We start from the raw sequence: 17,966 nt of genomic DNA on the forward strand, positions 1-17,966 counted from the left end.
GCCATGTGGCATTCGTCGCCGCCGGAGGGGAAGTCGCCGAAGTAGTCGACCACGTCCTCGGGCCACTGGTTCGCCTCCGCCAGCAGCACCGTGTCGGGGTAGTGCGTGTCGATCTCCTTGCGCACCCGCTTGAGGAACTCGTGCGTCGCCGGAAGGTTTTCGCAGTTGGTTCCCTCGACCTGGTAGAGGTACGGCACCGCGTCGAGCCGGAAGCCGTCGATGCCCAGGTCCAGCCAGAACCGCAGCGCGGAGATCATCTCCTCCTGCACGGCCGGGTTCTCGTAGTTGAGGTCGGGCTGGTGGGAGAAGAAGCGGTGCCAGAAGTACTGCTTGCGGACGGGGTCGAAGGTCCAGTTGGAGGCCTCGGTGTCGACGAAGATGATCCGGGCGTCCTGGTACTGCTTGTCGTCGTCGGCCCAGACGTAGTAGTCGCCGTAGGGGCCGTCGGGGTTGCTACGCGACTCCTGGAACCACGGGTGCTGGTCGCTGGTGTGGTTCATGACGAAGTCGATGATCACGCGCATGCCGCGCTGGTGGGCGGCGTCGACGAACTCGACGAAGTCGGCGAGATCACCGAACTCGGGCAGCACCGCGGTGTAGTCGGACACGTCGTACCCGCCGTCCCTGAGCGGGGACTTGAAGAACGGGGGCAGCCACAGGCAGTCGACGCCCAGCCACTGGAGATAGTCCAGCTTCGCGGTCAGGCCCTTGAGGTCGCCGACGCCGTCGCCGTTGCTGTCCTGGAAGGAGCGGACCAGGACCTCGTAGAAGACGGCGCGTTTGAACCATTCGGGGTCGCGATCCTTGGCCGGTGTGTCCTCGAACGTGTCCGGGACGGGCTCGTTGACGATCATGTTGTGGGTGACCCTCCGATCTGCGGTGAGGACGGTCGCAGGACGGTGAGGATGTGCGCGGGCCTATGCCCGGGCTCCAGACGCACATAGTTGGCCCTGCCCCAGTTGTAGGTCTCGCCGGTGAGCTCGTCGCGCACCGACACGGACTCGTGCCAGTCCAGGCCGAGTTGTGGCATGTCCAACGAGACCGTGGCCTCCTGGGTGTGGTGAGGGTCGAGGTTGGCCACCACCACAACCGTGTTCGAACCGCGTGCGTCCCGATAAGACTTCGAGTAGGCGATCACCGCCTCCTTGTCCGTGTGATGGAAGTGGAGGTCGCGCAACTGGCGCAGCGCCGGACTGCGCCGCCTGATCGCGTTGAGCGCGCCCACCAATGGCGCGATGCTACGTCCGTCCCGCTCCGCCGACTCCCAGTCGCGCGGCCGCAGTTGGTACTTCTCGGAATTCAGATACTCCTCGCTCCCCTCGCGCAACGGGGAGCTCTCGCAGAGTTCGAAGCCGCTGTACACGCCCCAGGTCGGAGAGAGGGTGGCGGCGAGGACGGCCCGTACCTCGAAGGCCGGCCGACCGCCCCGCTGAAGGAACTCATGGAGGATGTCAGGGGTGTTGACGAAGAAATTGGGCCGCATGTAGGTGGCCGCCTCGCCCGACAGCTCGGTGAGGTACTCGGTCAGCTCCTGCTTGGTGTTGCGCCAGGTGAAATAGGTGTACGACTGCTGGAAGCCGATCTTCGCGAGCGTGTGCATCATCGCCGGGCGGGTGAACGCCTCGGCCAGGAAGATCACGTCCGGGTCGGTGCGGTTGATGTCCGCGATCACCCGCTCCCAGAACACCACCGGTTTCGTATGCGGATTGTCGACACGGAAGATCCGTACGCCATGGCTCATCCAGTACCGCAGCACCCGCAGCGTCTCCTGGACCAGGCCGGGCATGTCCTTGTCGAAGGCGATCGGGTAGATGTCCTGGTACTTCTTCGGCGGGTTCTCGGCGTACGCGATCGTGCCGTCCGGACGGTGGTGGAACCACTCGGGGTGTTTCTCCACCCACGGGTGGTCGGGGGAGCACTGGAGCGCGAAGTCGAGGGCGACCTCCAGGCCAAGGCGCGCGGCCCGGCGTACGAAGGCGTCGAAGTCGTCGATCGTGCCGAGATCGGGGTGGATCGCGTCGTGGCCGCCCTCCGGGGAGCCGATCGCCCAGGGCACACCGACGTCGTCCGGGCCCGCGGAGAGCGTGTTGTTGGGCCCTTTGCGGAACGTGGTCCCGATGGGGTGGATCGGCGGGAGGTAGACGACGTCGAAGCCCATCTCCGCGATGGCGGGCAGACGTTCGGCGGCCGTACGGAAGGTGCCATGAGGCCGCTCCGGGGTGCCCTCCGAGCGTGGGAAGAACTCGTACCACGCCCCGTACAGCGCCCGTTCCCGCTCCACGAGCAGCGGCAACGGCTCGGAGGAGGTGACGAGTTCGCGCAGCGGATGGCGGGCGAGGATCGTGTCGACCTCGGGGGTGAGGGCGGCGGCGAGGCGGGCCGCGGCGGGCCGGTCGCTGTCGCGCAGCGCGTCGACGGCCCTCAGGATCGTGTCCCGGCGGCCCTTGCTCTTCGGCACTCCGGTGGCCGCCCGCTCATGCAGCCGGGCGCCCTCCTCCAGGACCGGTTCCGTGTCCATCCCGGCCGGGATCTTGATGCCCGCGTGGTGTCGCCAGGTGGAGATCGGATCGCCCCACGCCTCCACCGTGTACGTCCAGAGCCCTTCCTTCCCGGCGGACACCGTGGCGCCCCAACGGTCGGTGCCGGGGGCCAGTTCACGCATCGGGGTCCAGGGACCGGTGCGGCCCTCCGGATCGCGCAGGACGACGTTCGCGGCGACCGCGTCGTGGCCCTCGCGGAAGACCGTGGCCGAGATCTCGAAGGCCTCGCCGACCACCGCCTTAGCCGGCCGGCGTCCGCCGAGGACGATCGGGCGGACATCGACGACCGGGATGCGACCCACGATCGTGCTGGTGCTGGTGCTGGTGCTGGTCGCGTCGGCGCGGGTCTCGGCCTCGGCGGGTTTCGCCGGGGTGGGCGAACCGGTGTCGGCCCTGTGTATGGGGGGTGTGTCGGGGGTGGTCGTCGGGGGTGGCGACGTGTGGTGCGTTGCGGGCATGACCGCTCCTGTCCGCGTCAACGTGGGTGGGCGGAGGGTGTGGGGAGGTGGGGCCTGCGGGGCGTACCGAAGGAGCCTTCCCACCCTATGCGGGTGGGCATTCCGGCACTTTGTTAACTACTCACGCGTATGTCTACACACAAGACCGGCCTCGTCCTGTGAGGTCGAGGCCGGTCGGTGTCCCCGGGGTCCGCTAGGGGTTGTTGACCTGCAACAGCTTGTTCGGTGAACCGAGGCCCGCGCCCGAAATCTTCCCCGAAACGGCCTGTTTCACCAGTGCCTTGGCCACCTGGGCGGGGGTGGCCCTGGGATGGTCGGCCAGATAGAGCGCGGCCGCACCCGCGACGTGCGGGCTCGCCATCGACGTACCGGAGAAGGTCGCCTTGCCCGTGTCACTCGCGTACGACGTCGAGGTGATCGCCACGCCGGGCGCGAACAGGTCAAGTGCGGAACCGGTGTTCGAGAAGCTCGCCCGCGCGTCCGTCTTGTCGCTCGCGCCGACCGTGAGGGCCTGGGTGACCCGGGCCGGGGAGTAGAGAGCGGCCGGAAGTCCGTCGTTGCCCGCCGCCACCGCGTAGGTCACGCCGGAGGCGATGGAGTTGCGTACGGCGGCGTCCAGTTGGGAGTTCGCGAACCCGCCCAGGCTCAGGTTCGCCACGGCCGGTTTCTTCGCGTGCTTCGTCACCCAGTCGATGCCCGCGATGACCTGCGCGGTGGTGCCGGCCCCTTCGTTGTCGAGGACGCGGACGGCGACGATCTTGGCCTTCTTGGCGACGCCGTACTTCGTGCCCACGATGGTCCCGGCGACATGTGTGCCGTGCCCGTTGCCGTCCTTCGCCGTCTTGTCGTTGCCGACGAAGTCCCAGCCGTAGCTCGCCCGGCCGCCGAAGTCCTTGTGCGTGATCCGGATGCCGGTGTCGATGACGTACGTGGTCACGCCGGAGCCCGCCGACTCGGGCCAGGTGTAGCCCTTGTCGAGCGGCAGGTTCGGCTGGTCGATGCGGTCCAGGCCCCACGACGGCGGGTTCTTCTGGTAGTGGTCGAGCGACACCCTGGTGTCCTGCGCGACCGAGGCCACGCGGGAGTCCGCCGCGAGCCGCCGGGCCTGCTTCTCGTTGACCTTCACGGCGAAGCCGTTCAGGGCCGTGCCGTAGGTGTGGCTGATTCTCGCCCCGTACTTCTCGGCGATGCTCTTTCCGGCCGACGACGGAGCCTTTGTTCCCCCCTTGAGCGTCACGATGTAACTCCCGCTGACGGAGCCGGGGTCGCCGGCGCCGAGTATCTGCCCCTCAGGGGCGGCGTGCGCGGGCAGGGTGATGGCCGAAAGCACCGCGGCCGTCGTGACCGCGGTGAGGCCCCCCGCCCAGCGCAGACGCCTCTCTCTCGTCTGTGCCATGACTTGGGTTCCCCTCCTCAACTCGGCGTACGGAGGCCGGAGCCGACCGATGTGGGCCGGGTCCGGCCGTACGCCATGTGGCGAGCCTCTCGTGTGGGGTGAAGCGCCACAAGGCCGCCCAGGAGGGCGGAATCGGCCATATCGGCCGTGGGGTACACGTGAAGGTTGCGGCGAATTCCCGCCGAACTCTCCGGCTCGGGGTGAGGGACGGGTGCGTGCGCTGCCATGCGCTGTGTTGCGGAGGCACGTTGGCCGCTACCGTCGTGGGCGGTGGTCTTTTGGCGACCACTCGGCGCAATCAACAATTGAGGTACCCAGACGGCGATCAACCAGGTCCGCGAGAGCGGCGCCGGTTTAGGCGCAAAGAGGTGTACTCGTGAAGGCAATCCGCAGATTCACCGTACGACCCGTACTCCCCGAAGCCCTTCACCCGCTCAGTGACCTGGCGCGCAACCTTCGCTGGTCCTGGCATGCCGAGACCCGCGATCTCTTCCAGTCCGTCGACCCGGAGCGCTGGGCCGCCTCGGACGGCGACCCCGTCCGCCTGCTCGGCAGCGTGTCGACCGGGCGTCTCGCGGAGCTCACCGAGGACCGCCGCTTCCTGCGCCGCCTCGCCGCCGTCTCCGACGATCTGCGCGACTACGTGAGCGGCGACCGCTGGTACCAGTCCCAGAGCTCGGAACTGCCCGCCGCCATCGCCTACTTCTCGCCCGAGTTCGGCATCACGGCCGCGCTGCCGCAGTACTCCGGGGGCCTCGGCATCCTCGCGGGCGACCATCTGAAGGCCGCCAGCGACCTGGGCGTTCCGCTGATCGGCGTGGGTCTGCTCTACCGGCACGGCTATTTCCGCCAGACCCTGTCACGCGACGGCTGGCAGCAGGAGCACTATCCGGTCCTGGACCCGCACGAGCTGCCCCTGGTGCCCCTGCGCGAGTCCGACGGCACCCTCGCCCAGGTCTCGCTGGCCCTGCCCGGCGGGCGGGCGCTGCGGGCCCGGATCTGGCTGGCCCAGGTCGGCCGCGTCCCGCTCCTCATGCTCGACTCCGACGTCGAGGAGAACGACCTCGGCGAACGCGGGGTGACCGACCGGCTGTACGGCGGCGGCAGCGAGCACCGTCTGCTGCAGGAGATGCTGCTGGGCATCGGAGGGGTGCGCGCGGTACGGACGTACTGCCGCCTCACCGGCCACCCGCAGCCCGAGGTGTTCCACACGAACGAGGGGCACGCGGGCTTCCTGGGCCTGGAGCGGATCGCCGAACTCGCCGACGAGGGACTGGACTTCGAAGCCTCGCTGGAGGCGGTCAGGGCGGGCACGGTCTTCACCACCCACACGCCCGTCCCGGCCGGAATCGACCGCTTCGACCGGGAGCTGGTGGCCCACCACTTCGGCCCGGACGCCGAACTCCCGCGCATCGACGTGGAACGGATCCTCGGCCTCGGTATGGAGACCTACCCCGGAGGCGAGCCGAACCTCTTCAACATGGCGGTGATGGGGCTGCGCCTCGGCCAGCGGGCGAACGGGGTGTCGCTGCTGCACGGCCAGGTCAGCCGGGAGATGTTCTCGGGGCTCTGGCCGGGTTTCGACCCCGACGAGGTCCCGATCACCTCGGTGACCAACGGGGTGCACGCGCCGACGTGGGTGGCTCCGGAGGTCTTCCGGCTCGGCGCCCGGCAGATCGGCGCGCAGCGCACCGAGGACGCGCTGACGGTCGGCGGCTCGGACCGCTGGGACGCGGTGGCCGACATCGCGGACCAGGAGATCTGGGACCTGCGGCGGGTGCTGCGCGAGCAGTTGGTCCTCGAAGTGCGGGAGCGGCTGTACGCGTCCTGGCGCCAGCGGGGTGCCGGCACGGCCGAACTGGGCTGGATCGACGGGGTGTTGGACCCGGACGTCCTCACCATCGGCTTCGCGCGCCGCGTTCCCTCGTACAAACGCCTGACCCTGATGCTGCGGGACCGCGACCGCCTCATGGACCTCCTCCTGCACGCGGAGCGCCCGATCCAGATCGTGGTCGCGGGCAAGGCCCACCCCGCGGACGACGGCGGCAAACGCCTGGTCCAGGAGCTGGTCCGGTTCGCCGACGACCCGCGCGTACGCCACCGGATCGTCTTCCTCCCCGACTACGGCATGGCGATGGCGCAGAAGCTGTACCCGGGGTGCGACATCTGGCTGAACAACCCCCTCCGGCCGCTGGAGGCCTGCGGCACGAGCGGCATGAAGGCGGCGCTCAACGGCTGCCTGAATCTCTCCGTCCTGGACGGCTGGTGGGACGAATGGTTCCAGCCCGACTTCGGCTGGGCGATCCCCACGGCGGACGGCACGGCGACCGACGACGACCGCCGCGACGACCTGGAGGCCGCGGCCCTCTACGACCTCCTCGAACAGCGCGTGACCCCCCGCTTCTACGAGCGCGGCCAGGGCGGCCTGCCCGACCGCTGGATCGAGATGGTCCGCCAGACGCTGACCCACCTCGGCCCGAAGGTGCTCGCGGGCCGGATGGTCCGCGAATACGTGGAGCGCCTGTACGCCCCCGCGGCCCGCGCCCACCGCTCGCTCACCGCGGACACGGCCCGCGAACTGGCCGCCTGGAAGTCCCGCGTCCGCGCCGCCTGGCCCCAGGTCACCGTCGACCACGTCGAGGCCTCCTCCGCCACGACGACCGCCGAACTCGGCACCACCCTGTCCCTGCGCGTCCGCGTCGGCCTCGGCGACCTCGCCCCCGACGACGTCGAGGTCCAGGCCGTGGCGGGGCGCGTCGACTCCGACGACCGCATCGCGGACGCCGTGAGCGTTCCGCTGAAACCCGCGGGCGGCCCGGACCTGGAAGGGCGCTGGGCGTACGAGGGTCCACTGTCCCTGGACCGCACGGGCCCCTTCGGCTACACGGTCCGCATCCTGCCCGCACACCGCCTGCTGGCGTCGAGCGCGGAGGTGGGGCTGGTGGCGGTGCCGTCGGAGGAGACGGGGGAAGGGGCGGGGGTTTTGATGCGGTGAGGCGGGGGCGTTAGGGGCGGCGGTGGCCCCGGTGGCCGTGGACGCCCCAATGGCCTCGGTGGCTGTGGGCGCCACGGTCGCCCCGGTGGCAGCCGCAGCGCAGCACCGCGCGACGCGGTGTGCCGCGCTGCTTGCGCGCCGGCGCGCGGATGCTGCCCGCGGCGCCGGTCAGCTCCCCAGGCGGCCCGCGGCGAGCACCCCGTGGGCGCCACGGCCGCTGCGGTCGTCCCGGTCGCCGGGCCCGCCGAGACGCTGCGGCGCCGCCTCGCCCTCGTCACCGGGCCAGGAAGGCCTGCCGGCGAGGCGGGGCGCTGACGCGGTCGCTGTGCGCGGCGACCGGTGCTTCGGCCGCGCCGCCCGTCGGGTGTGCAGGCCGGTCAGCCGCCCAGGCCGGTCAGCCGCCCAGGCCGGTTGGCTGCCTCCAAGCCGGTCGGTTGTGCAGGCCGGTCGGTTGTGCCAGTCGGTCTGTTGTGCAGGCCGGTCAGCTGTGGAGGCCGGTTGGCTGTCCAAGCCCGTCGGCTGTGCAGGCCAGTCAGCTGCCCAAGCCGGTGGGTTGTGCAGCCGGTCGGCTGTTCAAGCCGGTCAGCTGCCCAAGCCCGTCAGCTGTGCAAGTCGGTCGGCTGTGCAGGCTAGTCAGCTGCCCAAGCAGGTTGGGCGTGCCGGCCGGTCGGCTGTCCAAGCCCGTCAGCTGTGCAAGTCGGTCGGCTGTGCCGGCCGGTCAGCTGCCCAAGCCCGTCAGCTCGGCAAGCCCTCAGCCGTCCAAACCCGTCAGCTGTCCAGCCCCGCGCACAACCGGCGCAGTACCTTCCCGCACCTCTGGGCGTACGCGTGCTGGAGCCCCCGGGTGGCGGCCCCGCCCGCGCGGGCGTACCACTTCGCCGGGCGGCTGAAGGCGGTGATGGTGAGCCAGACGGTGCCGTCGCCCGTGCGGGTGAGGACGAAGGCCTCCTCGCCGCACTCCGGGTGGCCGGACAGCGTGCCGTAGGCCCAGGCGGTGCGGCGGGGTTCCTCGGCCGTCCAGACCACGCGGCAGGGTGCCTTGATGGGGCCGAGGCCGACCGTGACGTCGACGCCGGGGGCGGCCTTGTCGGCGTCGGAGGTGATGCCGACGCCCAGGGCGCGGTGCATCTCCCAGGTCATAAGGGCCTCGGAGGCGCGGCGGAAGACGGCCTCGCCTTCGCCGATCCGGGAGCGGACGTGCAGTCGGTGGAAGCCCGGCGGGCAGCGGTCCTCGCGGGTCGCGCCCACGTCCTCGTACGTGTAGGGCATGGGGGACAGCGTAGGGCGGTACCCGGAGTTGCCCTCTCTCCGGGTACCGCCCGTGTCAACTGCGCGAGGACTAGCTCACGTTGACCGCGGACCAGGCCGCCGCCACGGCGTTGTACTCGGTGCTGCCGGAGCCGTACAGGGCCGCCGCCGCGCTCAGCGTGCCGGTGCGGGCGGCCTTGTAGTTGGTCGTCGACGTGAAGTACGTCGTCAGCGCCTTGTACCAGATCTGCAGCGCCTTGGCGCGGCCGATGCCGGTGACCGTGGAGCCGTTGGACGTCGGGGAGTTGTAGCTCACCCCGTTGATCGTCTTCGAACCGCTGCCCTCCGAGAGGAGGTAGAAGAAGTGGTTCGCGACGCCCGACGAGTAGTGGACGTCCAGGTTGCCGACGCTGGAGGACCAGTAGTCCGCCGAACCGCCGTCCTTGCTGGGCTTGTCCATGTAGCGCAGCGGGCTGCCGTCGCCGTTGATGTCGATCTCCTCGCCGATGAGGTAGTCACCGACGTCGTTGGAGTTGTTGGCGTAGAACTCCACACCCGTGCCGAAGATGTCCGAGGTGGCTTCGTTGAGGCCACCGGACTCGCCGCTGTAGTCCAGGCCCGCGGTGTTCGCCGTGACGCCGTGGCTCATCTCGTGGCCGGCCACGTCCAGGGACGTCAGCGGGTGGGTGTTGCTCTCGCCGTCGCCGTACGTCATGCAGAAGCAGCTGTCGTCCCAGAACGCGTTGACGTACGCGTTGCCGTAGTGGACGCGGGAGTAGGCGGCGACGCCGTTGTTCTTGATGCCGCTGCGGCCGAACGTGGACTTGTAGAAGTCCCAGGTCTCCTGGGCGCCGTACGCGGCGTCGACGGCAGGCGTCTGGTTGGTGGTGGAGCTGGTGGCCGTGCCGGTGCCCCAGGTGTCGTCCGCGTCGGTGAACAGGGTGCCGGCCGACGAGCTGGTGCCGTGCGACTTGTTGTACGTCTTGTGGCCGCCGCGCGTGGTGTCGTACAGCTGGTACGTCGAGCCCGACAGGGTGGTGTTGAGGCTGACCGTGCCCGAGTAGAGGCTCTTGCCGGTGCCGGTCTCGATGCCCTGGTACTCGTAGAGCTTCTTGCCGGTCGCGGCGTCGGTGATGACGTGCAGCTGGTTCGGGGTGCCGTCGTCCTGGAGGCCGCCGACGACCGTCTCGTAGGCGAGGACCGGCGTGCCGCTGCCCGCCCAGATCACCTTGCGGGGCGCCTTGTCGGCGGTGGTCTTGTCCGAGCCCGCGGACTTCGCGGCGGTCAGCGCCTGCTTCTCGGCCTTGGCGGCGGCGATCTGCGGCTTGAGGGAGGCGACCTTGATGGTGGCCTTCGTCGCCTTGGTCACGCTCTGGGCCTTGCCGGGCTTGGCGTGGACGACCAGGTCGCCGCCGAGGACCGGGAGCCCGTTGTACGTGCGCTCGTAGCGGGTGTGGACCGTGCCGTCGGCGTCCTTGACGACGTCGCGGACGACCAGCTTCTCCTTGGCGCCGAGGCCTATCTCCTGGGCCGTCTCACCACTGGCGGCCTGGGCCTTCTGGATGAGGGTCGTACGGGCCGCCGCGGACAGCTGGACGGGGGCGCCGGCGAGGGTCGTCCTGCCCGCGGGGGTCGCCTCGGTCTGGGCGGACGCACCGGTGGTCATACCGGTGGCGAGCAGGGCTCCGGCCGCGACAGCGGTGGCTATGGCCAGAGTGGTGCGCTTGTGACGCGCGTAGAGGGGGGTCACGCAAGCTCCTTTTGTGGGGGCGACCGGACGGCGTGGGGTAGCCGTACGGAAGGTGTGAAGTTGCGGTGCGGGTGAGCCGTGCGGTGGAAGAGTGACATCTGGGACGCGTACATGTCAGGCCCCCCTAAAGACCTTGGCCGAAAATCGACCAGTAGGTGAACAATTCGGTGTACCCGCCCGCAGTCGATCTTCGTCAAGCGGTGGTCAACGCAAACCCCGTACGGGGCAAAGGGGGCGCCGCCCCGGGGAGTTGAACCTCCGGGACGGCGCCCTGTCCTTGCCGCGCGTTCAGCGGCGGTCTACGGGAACGTCAGCTTCCAGCTGTTGATGTAGCCGGTGTCCTGCGCCGCCTGGTCCTGGACCTTCAACTTCCAGGTGCCGTTGGCGACTTCGGAGGACGCGTTGACCGTGTAGGTCGCGTTCACGTTGTCCGCCGAGTCGGAGGAGCTGAAGTTCTTCAGGCGATATGTCGAGCCGTCCGGGGCCACCAGATCGATGACCAGGTCACCGCGCCAGGTGTGCACGATGTCGACGGAGACCGCGAGGTTCGACGGCGCGTTGCCGGTGCGGCCGCTGACCGTGATCGACGACGTCACCGCCGCTCCGTTGTCCGGAATCGATACGTCGGCCGTGTTCTCGAACGACGTGCCGCCACCGCCGCCACCGCCCGGACGTGAACCGACGTTCACGGCCGCCCACGCGTTCTGCACGGCCGTGTACTCGGCGCTCGTCGTGCCGTACAGCTCACCCGCCGCCGCGAGCGTGCCGGTGCGGGCGGCCGCGTAGTTGGTGGTCGAGGTGAACTTGGTGGTGAGCGCCCGGTACCAGATCTGCAGGGCCTTGTCGCGGCCGATGCCGGTGACCGGAAGTCCGTCCGAGGTGGGCGAGTTGTAGCTGACGCCGTTGATGACCTTGGCGCCGCTGCCCTCGCTCAGCAGGTAGAAGAAGTGGTTGGCGACACCCGACGAGTAGTGCACGTCGAGGTTGCCGACACCCGAGTACCAGGAGTCCGCCGAGCCGCCGTCCTTGCTGGGCTTGTCCATGTAGCGCAGCGGGGTGCCGTCGCCGTTGATGTCGATCTTCTCGCCGATGAGGTAGTCGCCGACATCGGAGGAGTTGTTGGCGTAGAACTCGACGCCGGTGCCGAAGATGTCGGAGGTCGCCTCGTTCAGACCGCCGGACTCACCGCTGTAGTTGAGACCCGCGGTGTTGGAGGTGACACCGTGGCTCATCTCGTGGCCCGCGACGTCCAGCGAGGTCAGCGGGTCGGCGTTGCCGGACCCGTCGCCGTACGTCATGCAGAAGCAGCCGTCGTCCCAGAACGCGTTGACGTACGCGTTGCCGTAGTGGACGCGCGAGTACGCCCCGACGCCGTTGTTCTTGATGCCGCTGCGGCCGAACGAGTTCTTGTAGAAGTCCCAGGTCTCCGCGGCGCCGTAGTGCGCGTCGGCGCCGGCGGTCGCGGCGTTCGACGTAGTGCCGTTGCCCCAGGTGTCGGTGGACTGCGAGAACAGCGTGCCGGTACCCGACGTCCCGTGGTTCAGGTTGTACGTCTTGTGGTTGCCGCGCGCACCGTCGTTCAGCGTGAAGGTGGAGCCCGACTGGGTGGTCGTCAGGGTCACCTGGCCGCTGTACTGGGTGTTGCCGATGCCGTTCTTGATGCCCTGGTACTCGTAGAGCTTCTTGCCGGTCGCGGCGTCGGTGATGACATGCAGCTGGTTCGGGGTGCCGTCGTCCTGGAGGCCGCCTACGACCGTCTCGTAGGCGAGGACCGGCTTGCCGCTGCCCGCCCAGATCACCTTGCGGGGCGCGCGGTCCGCGTCGGTCTTCTTCGATCCGGCGGCCTTGGCGGCGGACAGGGCCTGCTTCTCGGCCTTGGAGGCGGCGATCTGCGGCTTGAGGGAGGCCACCTTGATGGCGGCCTTCGTCGCCTTGTAGACGTGCTCGGTCTTGCCGGACTTGGCGGTGTCGACCACCAAGTCGCCGCCGAGGACCGGAAGTCCGGCGTACGTCCGCTCGTAGCGGGTGTGGACGGTGCCGTCGTGGTCCTTGATGACATCGCGGGCCACCAGGCTCTCCTTGGCCCCGAGGCCCAGGTCCTTGGCGGTGGTCGCCTTGGCGGCGTTGGCGTCGCGTATGAGCTCGGCGCGCTGCGAAGGGGTGAGCTTCATGGCGACCGCGCCGGGGTTGACCTTGCCCGCCCGAGGTGCCTTCTCCGGGGCGGCGCTCGCGGCGCCCGACTGGACGGCCGCGGCCAACAGGGCGGAGACGCCGACGAGGGCGACGCCCGCGATACGGCGCTTGGTGATGTGGGAGGTGCGTCTGTGGGGAGAACTGCTACTCAACACTGACTCCTTCTGCGTGGCCGCGGGTCGCGCGGCCAGGGGAGACCGGACGAAGGGTGACCCGTCCGGGCAGAACAGGGCGGTACGCGGAACCAGGTGCATGGGGTCGTACGGCGCACGACACAGCGGCAGCAATGTGAGGTTGCTGTGAAGTGGCCGTGGGAAGAGTGGCAGGAGAGCGTGCCCTCTGTCAGGAGCGCATCAAAAACTTGGCCGGAAATGGTCCGTTGTCCGGGAAGTCATGTTCGGTATACGGACTCGTCGCCGGCTGTACGCAGAGATCAGGGACGGACTCGTCGCCGGTTGTACGCGCAGAGATCAGGGACGGCGTCGTCGCCGGTTGTTGAGATCAGGGAACGAGGGCCGGACGCGGTGTGAGGGGCGCGTGACAGTCGCCCGATGGCCGCGCGGGACGCCGCGCGCCCGGCCCACCCGGCGGTTCGTCGCGCTGCCGCTGCCGCTGTGGTGCCCCGCTCGCCCCCCGCCCGGGGCCGGCGTCACACCGTGACGACGACCTTCGCGCGGACGTGCTCCACTTCCATGTACCGGATGGCCTCCGGCACCTCGCTCAACGAGCCGTACGTCCGGTCGATCACGGGAACGAGCTTCCCACACTCGACCAACTTCCGAAGCTCGGCCAGATTCTCCCCGCTCGGCTTCGCCATCAGCTGGCCGAGTTTGTGGCGGACGAAGGGGGCCAGCGCCTGTCCCCTCATGATGAGCCCCATCGGCCCGATCAGGCTGCCGCCCTCGGAGACGCCCCCGCCCGACAGGATGACCGTGCCCGTGGGCGTCAGCGCGCGCCGGAATTCGGTCAGCGAGCGGTTGCCCACCAGGTCGAACACGAGGTCGTACCGCTGTCCGTCGCGGGTGAAGTCCTCTTTGGCGTAGTCGATGACGCGGTCCGCGCCGAGCGACTCGACCAGGTCCGCGTTCCTCGCGCTGCACACGCCGGTCACTTCCGCGCCGTACGCCTTGGCCATCTGTACGGCGAACGTGCCCACGCCCCCCGACGCGCCGTTGATCAGGACCCTCTGCCCCGCCCGCACCTGTGCCACATCGCGCAGGCCTATGAGGGCGGTGTTCGCGGCGAGCGGCAGCGCGGCCGCCTGCTCGAAGGTCAGGTCGGCCGGTTTCGTGTCCAGCACGTCCTCCGGGGCCGACACGTACTCGGCGAACGCCGCGTCGGCCTCGCCGAACACCTCGTCCCCGGGACGCAGCCGCTTCACGTCCGGGCCGACCGCCTCGACCCGGCCGGCGAAGTCGGTGCCCAGGATCTTCACCTTCGGCCGGCGGACACCGAACGCCAGGCGCGCCAGATACGGGTCGCCCCGCATGAGGTGCCAGTCGCGCGCGTTGATCGAAACCGCGTGCACCCGCACCAGCACGTCCTTCCCGGCGGGCACCGGCTGGTCGAACTCCCGCAGCTCCAACACGTCGGGAGAGCCGTATCGGTCCTGGGCGATTGCCTTCATCGGGCCTCCCTCATGGGCACTCCTCACGAAGGTACCGAGCGGGCCCGGTCGCGGACATCGGGGAGAAGCCCTAAGGGATGCCGGAGCGGCTCAGTCCGTCCCGTCAGTCACCCGACGGCCGTCCCCCGTGCCCCCGACGGCCGTCCCCGTGCCACGAATGCCACAGCGCCGCGTACGCCCCGTCGGCCGCCACCAGCTCGTCGTGCGTGCCGAGTTCGCTCAGGCGGCCGTTCTCCATGACGGCCACGCGGTCGGCGTCGTGCGCGGTGTGCAGACGGTGGGCGATGGCGATGACGGTGCGTCCTTCGAGTACGGCGGCCAGCGCGCGTTCCGTGTGGCGGGCGGTCGTCGGGTCGAGCAGCGCCGTGGCCTCGTCGAGGATCAGGGTGTGCGGGTCCGCCAACACGACCCGGGCCAGGGCGAGTTGCTGGGCCCGCGAGCCGTCCACGCGGTGCCCTTCGGGGCCCAGCCCGGTGTCCAGGCCGTCCGGCAGCTCCTCGGCCCAGTCCTCGGCGCCGACCGCCGCGAGGGCCGCCCACAACTGGGCGTCGGTGGCGGTGGGTTCGGCGATCAGCAGGTTGTCGCGGACCGTGCCCAGGAACACATGGTGCTCCTGGGTGACGAGGACGACCTGCCGGCGCAGCTGCTCGGGGTCGAGTCCGACGATCGGCACCCGCCCGACCGTCACCGTGCCGGTGCCCGGCGCGTCGACGCCCGCCAGCAGCCTGCTCAGGGTGGTCTTCCCTGCGCCGGAGGGGCCGACGACGGCCAGCCGTTCCCCGGGCCGCACGGTCAGGTCGACCCCGCGCAGCACCTCGCCCCCGCGCTCGTACGCGTAGCGGACCCCGGTGACGTCGATCCGGTCGTCCACCGGGGTGGGGGAGATGGACGGCCCGGCCTGCGGGGCCCGGGCGAGGCCCTCCACGCGGGCGAACGAGGCGCTGCTGCTCTGCAGTTGCTCGACCCGCATCAGAATCTGATCGAGCGGCTCGCCGAGCTGGCGCAGATACAGCGTCGCGGCGACCACCGCCCCCAGGCTCATCGCGCCCCGCGCGTGCAGCACGCCGCCCACCAGCAGCACTCCGACCACGGGAATGACGTACGAGATCTCCACGGCCGGGAAGAACACGCTGCGCAGGAACAGGGTCCACATCCGCTTCTGGCGGGACGTCTCCAGCGCGTCGCGGCTCGCGGCGATCCGGCGCTTCTGGAGTCCGAAGGCCTCGACCGTGCGGGCGCCGGAGGCCGTGGCCGCGAGGATCTCGGCGACCTCGGAGGTCGCGCTGCCCTCAGCGAGATAGCCGGTGCGCGCCCGGCGCAGATACCAGCGCAGCGCGAACCAGATGCCGACCAGACCGAGCACTCCGCAGCCGCCGAGCAGCGGGTCGATGACGAAGACCGCGCCGAGGATGAACAGCGCCTGGGCGGAGGCGATGAGCAGCTCGGGCCCCGCGTCGCGCAGGGTGTTGCCCACCACGGTGACGTCGGCCGTGCCACGCGCGGTCAGGTCGCCCGTGCCCGCCCGCTCCACGACCGAGGCAGGCAGCGTCAGCGTCCGCTCCACGAACTCCTCGCGCACCCGCGCCAGCGTCCGCTCCCCGAAGCGGTGCCCCACATACCGGGCCCACCGCGCCAGCAGCAGCTGCGCCAGCGAGCACAGGAGGATGACCAGCGCCAGCCGGTCCACGACCTCCACACCGCCCCCGGCCCGTACGTCGTCGATGATCCGCCCGAGCAGCCAGGGCCCGACCAGCCCGGCCCCGGCGGCCAGCGCGTTGAGGCCGAGCACGGCGGCGAAGGCCCGCCCGTCCGCCCGGATCAGCCGCACCGACGCCCGGCGCACATCGGCGGGTTCGGCGATCGGCAGCTGCGCGCTCGCACTCATCGCACGGCCTCCTCGGCGTCGACGGCACTCTCCAAGCCTGGGCGGCCCTCCGTGTCGGAGCTCCGCAAGTCCGAGCTCCCCAAGTCCGAGCTCTCCTTGTCAGTGCTCTCCAAGCTCGTGCCCTCCAAGCCGGCGCTCTCCAAGCCCGCGCTCTCCGTGTCCGCTGTCTCCATGTCCGCGTCGCGGGCCACCAGCGCGCGGTATCCCGGTTCCCCGTCGAGCAGTTCGCGATGGCTGCCGCTCGCCGCGACCTTGCCGTCGACCAGGAAGCACACCGTGTCCACCTGGTCCAGCAGGAGCGGTGAGGTGCTGGTGACGACGGTCGTGCGGCCGGAGCGCGCGGCGCGCAGCCGGGCCGCGACGGCCGCCTCGGTGTGCGCGTCGAGCGCCGAGGTGGGCTCGACCGCGAGCAGCACCTCCGGGTCGGCAAGGAGCGCCCGCACCAGGCGTACCCGCTGCCGCTGGCCGCCGGAGAGACTGCGGCCCTGCGCGTCGACAGCCGAGTCGAGACCCTCGGGCAGACCGAGGACGATGTCGTCCGCCACGGCCGCGTGCACGGCCCGTGCCACCGCCTCGTCGTCGTGGTCCCGGCTGCCGGAGACCAGGTCGCGCAGGGTGCCCGCGAACAGGTCGGCCTCGTGGTCCGCGACCAGGATCCGCTCCCGCACCTGCGGCAGGGCGATCTCCTCGAGCCGTACGCCGCCCCAGGTCACCGCCGAATCCGTGTACCGGCCGAGGCGGTCGACCACGGCCGCGGACTCGGCGGGGCGGGCGCCGACCAGCGCCGTCAGCCGCCCCGGCACCACCCGTACACCGGACTCCGGATCGTGCAGCACCGCGGGGGACGAGGGCGCGTCCAGCGCGTCCGCGTGACCGGCGGCGGGCTCCAGGGCCAGGAAACGTGCGACGCGCCGGGCGGCGACCACGCCCCGGCTGAGCTGGTAGCCGCATTCGATGAAGAAGTACACCGGGAGTACGAGGACCGCGACATAGCCGTACACGGACACCAACTCACCGATGGTGATGTCCCCTTGCGCCGTCAGCCGCGCCGCGAGCCACGTCACCACGGCGAGGAACAGGGTCGGCAGCCCCATGCCCAACGCCTGGATCCAGCTGGTCACCGACCCGACCCGGTACCCCTGCGCCAGCAGCTCCCGCGAATCGCGCCGGAAGGTGTCGGCGAACAGCCCCTTGCCGCCCAGGCCGTTGAGGACGCGCAGCCCGCCCGCGAGGTCGCCGATCCGCGCGGTCAGCACGCCCTGCCGCTCGCGGTACTCCGTCTCCGTGCCCTGCAGCCGCCCCATCAGCGGTCCCACCAGCCCGGCGATCAGCGGCACGCCGAGCAGGATCACCACGGAGAGCTGGAGCGAGACCGACAGCAGCAGCACCGCCACCACGCCGTAGGTGAAGACCGCGGCGAGGCCGGGGCCCACGACGGTCAGCGACGTACTGATCGTCTGCACGTCACCGACGCCGATCGTGACGACCTCCCCGGCCCCGACCTGGCGCGACAGCGTGGCACCCAGCCGGGCCGACTGCTCGACCACGACCTTGACCGTACGGAAGTTGGCGTCCATCCGGACCTTGGTCATCGTGCGGTGCCGCAGCACGCCCAGCCAGGCGTTGAACACCCCGATGCCCAGCACGGCGGCCGTCCAGCCGGCCAGCGCGGACTGGTCGCCCGGCTCCAGACCGTCGTCGATGGCCCGGGACAGCAGATACGGCGTCAACGCCATCAGCGCCATCCACACGCTGGCGAGCACCGCGCCGGCCGCGGATCGCCCCGCCTGCCGGGTGACCAGCCACCACATGTACCGCCAGCCGCCACGACAGTCCGGCGTTCCCGGATCCTCGTACGCGTCGATCATCAGCTC

Annotated in this window: 10 protein-coding genes; 1 reads left to right on the plus strand and 9 read right to left on the minus strand. The window is 70.4% G+C overall.

Translation table 11 applies throughout. From position 1 onward, the window contains the following. From ACFY0T_RS48375 to ACFY0T_RS48385, 3 genes are all read right to left on the minus strand, one after another. The coding region (locus ACFY0T_RS48375) for an alpha-amylase family glycosyl hydrolase (protein WP_388885127.1) at positions 1-854 on the minus strand (854 nt) is incomplete at its 3' end. After that, a complete protein-coding gene (locus ACFY0T_RS48380; protein WP_388885129.1) occupies positions 851-2,998 on the minus strand; it encodes a maltotransferase domain-containing protein in 2,148 nt (715 codons plus the stop codon). The genes ACFY0T_RS48380 and ACFY0T_RS48375, both read right to left, overlap by 4 nt. A 193-nt stretch (positions 2,999-3,191) precedes the next feature. Then, positions 3,192-4,394, minus strand: a complete 1,203-nt coding sequence (locus ACFY0T_RS48385; protein ID WP_388885131.1) for a S8 family peptidase — start codon at positions 4,392-4,394, stop codon at positions 3,192-3,194. Between the two features lie 376 nt (positions 4,395-4,770). Between ACFY0T_RS48385 and ACFY0T_RS48390 the strand changes: the two genes are divergently transcribed. Further along, positions 4,771-7,389, plus strand: a complete 2,619-nt coding sequence (locus tag ACFY0T_RS48390) for a glycosyltransferase family 1 protein (protein ID WP_388885133.1) — start codon at positions 4,771-4,773, stop codon at positions 7,387-7,389. A 768-nt stretch (positions 7,390-8,157) separates the two neighbouring features. Here the strand turns inward: ACFY0T_RS48390 and ACFY0T_RS48395 are convergent. The 6 genes from ACFY0T_RS48395 to ACFY0T_RS48420 form a co-directional block, all read right to left on the minus strand. Continuing rightward, on the minus strand, positions 8,158-8,658 hold the full coding sequence (locus ACFY0T_RS48395) for a DUF1990 family protein (protein ID WP_388885135.1): 501 nt from the start codon (positions 8,656-8,658) through the stop codon (positions 8,158-8,160). A 70-nt stretch (positions 8,659-8,728) separates the two neighbouring features. Further along, positions 8,729-10,387 carry a M4 family metallopeptidase gene (locus tag ACFY0T_RS48400; RefSeq protein ID WP_388885137.1) on the minus strand — a complete coding sequence of 553 codons (1,659 nt, stop codon included), beginning with the start codon at positions 10,385-10,387 and terminating at the stop codon, positions 8,729-8,731. A 299-nt stretch (positions 10,388-10,686) separates the two neighbouring features. Further along, positions 10,687-12,732: a M4 family metallopeptidase gene (locus ACFY0T_RS48405; RefSeq protein ID WP_388885138.1), complete on the minus strand. Its 2,046-nt coding sequence runs from the start codon at positions 12,730-12,732 to the stop codon at positions 10,687-10,689. Positions 12,733-13,229: 497 nt separating this feature from the next. Beyond that, entirely contained in the window at positions 13,230-14,207 is a 978-nt protein-coding gene (locus ACFY0T_RS48410; protein WP_388885140.1) for an NAD(P)-dependent alcohol dehydrogenase, read from the minus strand. 103 nt (positions 14,208-14,310) lie between these two features. After that, positions 14,311-16,092, minus strand: coding sequence for an ABC transporter ATP-binding protein (locus tag ACFY0T_RS48415; protein ID WP_388885142.1), 1,782 nt, complete (start codon positions 16,090-16,092; stop codon positions 14,311-14,313). Then, complete coding sequence (locus ACFY0T_RS48420; RefSeq protein WP_388885144.1) at positions 16,089-17,960, minus strand: ABC transporter transmembrane domain-containing protein; 1,872 nt, start codon at positions 17,958-17,960, stop codon at positions 16,089-16,091. Before ACFY0T_RS48420 ends, ACFY0T_RS48415 begins: the two co-directional genes overlap by 4 nt. Positions 17,961-17,966: the final 6 nt, after the last annotated feature.

This window comes from Streptomyces sp. NPDC001530 (genome assembly GCF_042894545.1).
GTDB lineage: Bacteria > Actinomycetota > Actinomycetes > Streptomycetales > Streptomycetaceae > Streptomyces.

Coding starts and splice junctions, on each gene's coding strand:
- ACFY0T_RS48380 (WP_388885129.1), bottom strand. CDS start 2,998: ATGCCCGCAACGCACCACACGTCGCCACCCCCGACGACCACCCCCGAC.
- ACFY0T_RS48385 (WP_388885131.1), bottom strand. CDS start 4,394: ATGGCACAGACGAGAGAGAGGCGTCTGCGCTGGGCGGGGGGCCTCACC.
- ACFY0T_RS48395 (WP_388885135.1), bottom strand. CDS start 8,658: ATGCCCTACACGTACGAGGACGTGGGCGCGACCCGCGAGGACCGCTGC.
- ACFY0T_RS48410 (WP_388885140.1), bottom strand. CDS start 14,207: ATGAAGGCAATCGCCCAGGACCGATACGGCTCTCCCGACGTGTTGGAG.
- ACFY0T_RS48415 (WP_388885142.1), bottom strand. CDS start 16,092: ATGAGTGCGAGCGCGCAGCTGCCGATCGCCGAACCCGCCGATGTGCGC.
- ACFY0T_RS48420 (WP_388885144.1), bottom strand. CDS start 17,960: ATGATCGACGCGTACGAGGATCCGGGAACGCCGGACTGTCGTGGCGGC.